At 70.0% G+C, this 6,299-nt stretch carries 2 protein-coding genes; both read left to right on the plus strand.

What is annotated here, in order from left to right; genetic code table 11:
* A partial coding sequence (locus tag Sdi02f_RS35450; RefSeq protein WP_108934799.1) for an SDR family NAD(P)-dependent oxidoreductase occupies nt 1-4,970 on the plus strand: 4,970 nt, incomplete at its 5' end.
* A gap of 47 nt (nt 4,971-5,017) precedes the next feature.
* Nucleotides 5,018-6,299: type I polyketide synthase (locus Sdi02f_RS35455; protein WP_174843440.1), on the plus strand; the 1,282-nt coding region annotated here is incomplete at its 3' end.

A 6,299-nucleotide genomic window follows, 5' to 3' on the forward strand; every position in this document is an offset into this window, starting at 1 on the left:
CCCGTAACTGGCCCGAAACGGGGCGTGCCCGCCGGGCCGCCGTCTCCTCCTTCGGCATCTCGGGCACCAACGCACACATCATCCTGGAAGACGCACCACCCGTCGAGGCACCGCAGGAAGCGCCCACGGTGGAACTGCCCGTAGTGCCGTGGGTGGTCTCGGGTCACTCGGTGGAGGCGTTGCACGCACAGATCGAACAGCTCACAAGCGCTGCGGAAGACCTGCCACGGCTGGATGTGGGTGTGTCACTGGCCTCACGGGCAGCACTGCGGCACCGGGCCGTGTCACTGGGCGCCGGCTTCGAGTGGGACCCCGACGACCCGCGAGTGGACCGGCTCGCCGTGATCTTCCCCGGCCAGGGCTCACAACGGGCAGGCGCCGGACAAGAGCTCTACGACACGTTCCCCGTCTTCGCCGAACAGGTCGACCACATATGCGACGAGCTCGACCAGCTGCTGGGATTCGAGTTCGGACTGCGGGACGTCATGTTCGGCACACGCCCGGGACTGGACCAGACCGGATACGCACAGGCGTCCCTGTTCGTCCTGGGCGTGGCACTGTGGGAACTGCTCGCATCATGGGGCGTGTCCGCCGACGTGGTGGGCGGACACTCGATCGGTGAAGTGACCGCAGCCTACGCCGCCGGCGTGTGGTCACTGCCGGACGCATGCCGGGTCGTCGCGGCACGCGCACGGCTGATGCAATCACTGCCACCCGGCGGAGCCATGGCAGCCGTCGCACTGCCCCCGCACCAGATACAGCAGACCGAAGGATTCGGAAACCTTGAGGTGGCCGCCGTCAACGGACCCGCATCCGTCGTGATCAGCGGCACCCAGAACGAAGTCGACACGTTCCTGAACGCACTCGACAGCAGCGTCCGGGCGCGGCGCCTGCGCGTGAGCCACGCCTTCCACTCACGCTGGACCGAACCCGTACTCGCCCGGTTCGCAGAAGCACTCCAGGAGATCACCTTCCGGGAACCGGTACTGGCAGGCGTGTCCAACGTGACCGGCGGCCCCGTCGACGGACAGTGGAACGACCCCGAATACTGGGTACGACACATCCGCTCGACTGTGCTGTTCGCCGACAACGTGACCGCACTGAGTACTCCTGGCAGTGGTGTGCTGGAACTGGGACCGGACGGTGTGCTGAGCGCACTGTTCACCGAGACTCCGGCAGTAGCCGCAATGCGCCGAGAACGACCCGAAGTGCAGACACTGCTCAACTCGGTAGGCCACATATGGCGATGGGGTCTCAAGGTGGACTGGCCCGCCGTGTTCAAAGACACCGGAGCCCACCAGACCGACCTGCCCACCTACGCCTTCCAACACCGCCCCTACTGGCTGACCCCACGCATCAGCACCCACACCGGCACCGGCACCGGCACCGGCACCGGCAGCGCCCTCGGCATCGAACCGACCACCCACCCACTCCTCGCCGGAACCGTGGAAATACCCTCCACCGGAGCCCTGGTACTCACCGGCCACCTCGACACCACACAACACCCCTGGCTCAACGACCACCAAATACACGACCAGACCGTACTGCCCGGCACCGCACTGGTCGACCTGTGCATCGCAGCCGGCGACCGCGCCGGCTGCCCCGTCCTCGACGAACTGGTCATCCAGACACCAGTGGTCCTGCCCGCCACCCTACGGATCGTCGTCGAAGCAGCCGGCCCCGACGGCCAACGACCCCTCACCGTCCACAGCCGCACAGCAGCACAATGGACCCCCCACGCCACCGGCACCCTCAGCGACCGGCAACCCACCCACCCCCCAACGGCCACAGACACCTGGCCACCCACCAACGCCCAGCCACTCCAGCTGACCGACGCCTACGAACGCTTCGCCGCCGCAGGCCTCCACTACGGCCCCGCCTTCCAAGGACTCACCGCAGCCTGGACCGGCCCCGAACCCGGCGAAATCCACGCAGAAATCGAACTACCCGACACCAAGACAGAACAACAAACTCCCGAGGGATACGGCATCCACCCCGCCCTCCTCGACGCCGCCCTGCACGCCGCGATCCTCGTCGGGGACGACGAGCTGGTGCTGCCGTTCGCCTGGAACGGCGTGCACCTGCACGCGATCGGCGCCACCCGGCTGCGCGTCCACCTCAGCGTGCGGGAGAACAAGATCCGTCTGCTGGCCTCCGACCCGGCCGGGGCACCAGTACTCACCGTCGACACACTGGTCGGGCGCCCCTTCACCGCCCCGGTCACGTCGGCGGTACCCCAGGGGGCCGACGACCTCTACCGCGTTGACTGGATTCCGGTCACCGTGCCGGACACCGACGCCGGGGCCCACCCCCGCCTCGTTCCCGAGGTACTGCGGATGCCGGTCGTCGGCGGCGACGAACCCGAGTCGGTGCACCGCGTCTGCCACGCACTGCTCGCCGGACTCCAGCACTGGCTGAGCGCACCCGACTCGGGCACGTCCCGGCTGATCGTGCTCGGCGAACGCGCCGTAAGCACGCAGGCCGGCGAGAGCATCGACCCCGCCATGGCCGCCGCCTGGGGCCTGGCCGCCAGCGCGCAGGCCGAGGCCACCGGGCAGATCACCCTCGTCGACCTGGCCCCCGGCACCGACGCGGACGACGGCCTGCTGGCCGCGCTGGCCGCCACCGGCGAACCCCAGCTCGCGGTCCGCCCCACGGGCGTGCTCGCCCCCCGGCTGGTACGCATGAACGACCGCGCTGACCTGCCCATCTCCCCCGCCGCGCTGGCCGGTCCGGTCCGCGTCGGGATGCGCGAAGGCGGTAGCGTCGACGATCTGGCCTGGCTGCCCGCCCCCGAGGCAGACCGCGATCTGGAACCCGGCGAGATACGTGTCGCGGTCCGCGCAGCCGGGCTCAACTTCCGTGATGTCATGACGGGCCTCGGCCTGGTGACCGGCGACGTCGGCCGACTCGGCGGCGAGGCCGCCGGCACCGTACTGGCGGTCGGCTCCGCCGTGACCGACATGGCCCCCGGCGACCGGGTGGTGGGCATGACCGCGGGCGCGTTCGGCTCGGTACTCGTCGGAGACCGACGCACCTGGACGCGCATACCCACCGGACTCACCTACGCACAGGCAGCCGCCCTGCCCATCGTCTACCTGACCGCCTATCACGGCCTCGCGGAACTCGCCCGGCTGAAGCCCGGGCAGAAGATCCTCGTACACGCCGCCGCGGGCGGGGTGGGCATGGCCGCCACCTACCTGGCCCGGCATCTGGGCGCCGAGGTGTACGGCACCGCTCACCCTTCGAAGTGGCCGGTACTGCGCGAGCTGCTCGGTTTCGACGACGAGCACCTCGCCGGCTCGCGCGACCTTGGCTTCGCCGACGCTTTTCCGGGCGACTTCGACGTCGTCCTCAACTCGCTGACCGGCTCCTTCATCGACGCCTCGCTGAGGCTGCTGCGGCCCTGCGGTATGTTCCTGGAGATCGGCAAGACCGATATCCGCACGCCCGAGCAGGTCGCCGTCGTCCGCGACGACATCGACTACTGCGCCTTCGACCTCCTCGACCAGTCGCCGGACCGGGTCGCCGACCTGCTGGCCACCGTGTGCGCGCTCGTGGAGAGCGGCGGCCTGCGGCCTCTGCCGGTGACAGCCTTCGACATGCGGCAGGCCCCGGAGGCGTTCCGGCACATGAGCCAGAGCCGGCACACCGGCAAGATCGTGCTGACCACCGATCCGCCGCTCGACCCGAACGGCACCGTCCTGATCACCGGCGGCACGGGCGATCTGGGCCGCCTGCTGGCCCGGCACCTCGCCGATGCCGGCCATCGCCGGCTGCTGCTGGTGTCCCGGCGTGGCCCGGCCGCCCCCGGCGCAGAGGAACTGCGCGACGAACTGATCGCGGCCGGCGCGACCGTCGACATCGAGTCCTGCGACATCACCGACCGCGACGCGGTGGCCGCCCTGCTCGCCAGGTGGCGCGTCACAGGCATCGTGCACACCGCAGGCGTACTCGACGACGGTCTGATCGACGCGTTGACCCCGCAGCGGATGGACCAGGTGTTGCGCGCCAAGGCAGACGCGGTCGCGTACCTCGACGAACACTCTCGCGAGCTGGACCTGAGCCTGTTCGCGGTGTTCTCCTCCGCCACCGGTGTACTCGGTGGCCCAGGACAGGGCAACTACGCGGCGGCCAACGCTGCCATCGACGCGATCGTCCACCGCCGTCGGGCCACCGGACTGCCCGGCATCTCGCTCGCCTGGGGACTCTGGGACCGGTCGGACGGAATGGCCGGCGGGCTCACGGACACCGACCGCGCCCGCATGGCCCGGCGCGGCGCCGCAGCGATAGACGGCCCCGCCGGCATGGCCCTGTGGGACGCCGCGCTCACCCACAACCGGGCCCTCATGGTGCCCGCCCGGCTCGATCTCACCCACGCCGGACAGCTCCCGCCGATCTTCTCCGGCCTGACTCCTCGTGCCGACCGTCGCCGCGCGGGACAGGCCCCGGAGGCGAACGGCGACCTGCGCAGCCGGCTGCTCGCCGTGCCGCCCGCCGACCGGTCCCGGTTCGTCACGGCGACCGTCACCGAACACGCGGCCCGCGTCCTGGGCCACGCCGAGCACACCAGCCTCGACGCCGAACTGCCCTTCACCGACCTCGGCTTCGACTCACTGACGTCCGTCGAGCTGCGCAACCGGCTGTCGCGCGCGACCGGCCTCAGCCTGCCGGCCACCCTGACCTTCGACCATCCCACCCCCGCCGCGGTCGCCGACCATCTCCACGGCCTGCTGGCAGGCGACGAGGAGGAGCGGCGGAACGTCACCGAAGTGATCGCCGGCATGGAGACCATGCTCGCCGAGACCGACCTGGCCGAGGTCGACCACGGCGAGGTCGAGTCCGCCCTGCGCCGTCTGCTGCACCGCTGGACCGAGCGCCGCCCCGGTGACGACACCTCGGCCGATCTCGATGACGCCTCGGCGGGAGAAGTGTTCGCGCTGCTCGACAAGGAACTGGGCAACACCTGATCTCCCTGGCCAAGTCACCGCTCGTCCAGTCACGGAATCGAGGACAAGTGTCGGACGACCAGAAGTACCTGGATTACCTCAAGCGCTCAACCGTCGAGATCCGCGACCTGCGCCGCCGCCTGCACGAGACCGAGAGCAAGAGCAGCGAGCCGATCGCGATTGTGGGCATGGCCTGTCGTTATCCGGGTGGTGTCGGGTCTCCGGAGGAGTTGTGGCGGCTGGTCGCCGAGGGCCGTGACGGTGTGTCGGCGTTTCCGGTGGACCGGAACTGGCCCGAGGACCTCTACGATCCCGATCCCGACGCGGTCGGACACACGTATGCCCGTGAGGGCGGTTTCCTGCACGGGGCCGGTCAGTTCGACGCCGATCTCTTCGGTATCTCGCCCCGTGAGGCGCTGGCCATGGACCCGCAGCAGCGGTTGCTGCTGGAGACGGCGTGGGAGACGTTCGAGCGTGCCGGGCTCGACCCGTCGTCGCTGCAAGGCAGCCGCACCGGCGTGTTCGCGGGGGTCACCAGCCAGAACTACGGCGTGCCGGGCGTCTTCGACGCCACCCAGGTCGAAGGCCACGTGCTGGCGGGCACCACTCTGAGCGTTGCCTCCGGCCGGTTGTCGTATGTGTTCGGGTTGGAGGGGCCGGCGGTCTCGGTGGACACGGCGTGTTCGTCGTCGCTGGTCGCCATCCATCTCGCGGCGCAGGCGTTGCGTGGTGGTGAGTGCTCGTTGGCCCTGGCGGGCGGGGTGACGGTGATGGCGACGCCGTCGATCTTCGTGGAGTTCGCACGGCAGCGGGGGTTGTCTGCGGACGGGCGGTGCAAGTCCTTCTCGGACGACGCGGACGGCACCGGGTGGGGTGAGGGTGTCGGGCTGCTGCTCCTTGAGCGGTTGTCGGATGCGCGGCGTCATGGGCATCGGGTGCTGGGGGTGGTGCGGGGTTCGGCGGTCAACCAGGACGGTGCGTCGAATGGCCTGACTGCTCCGAACGGTCCGTCGCAGCAGCGAGTGATCCGGCAGGCACTGGCGGGTGCGGGGCTGTCGCCGGTGGACGTCGATGTGGTGGAGGCGCACGGCACGGGCACCTCGCTGGGCGATCCGATCGAGGCACAGGCGTTGCTGGCGGTCTACGGGCAGCAACGCCCAGCGGACCGGCCACTGCTGCTGGGCTCGGTCAAGTCCAACATCGGACACGCCCAGGCAGCCGCAGGTGTGGCAGGCGTCATCAAAATGGTGCAGGCCATGACCGCAGGCGTGGTGCCACCCACCCTGCACGTGGGTGTGCCCTCGACACGCGTCGACTGGTCCGCGGGCGCCGTGGAACTGGTCACCGAAG

The sequence above is a fragment of the Streptomyces ardesiacus genome, from assembly GCF_003112575.1.
Classification (GTDB): domain Bacteria; phylum Actinomycetota; class Actinomycetes; order Streptomycetales; family Streptomycetaceae; genus Streptomyces; species Streptomyces ardesiacus.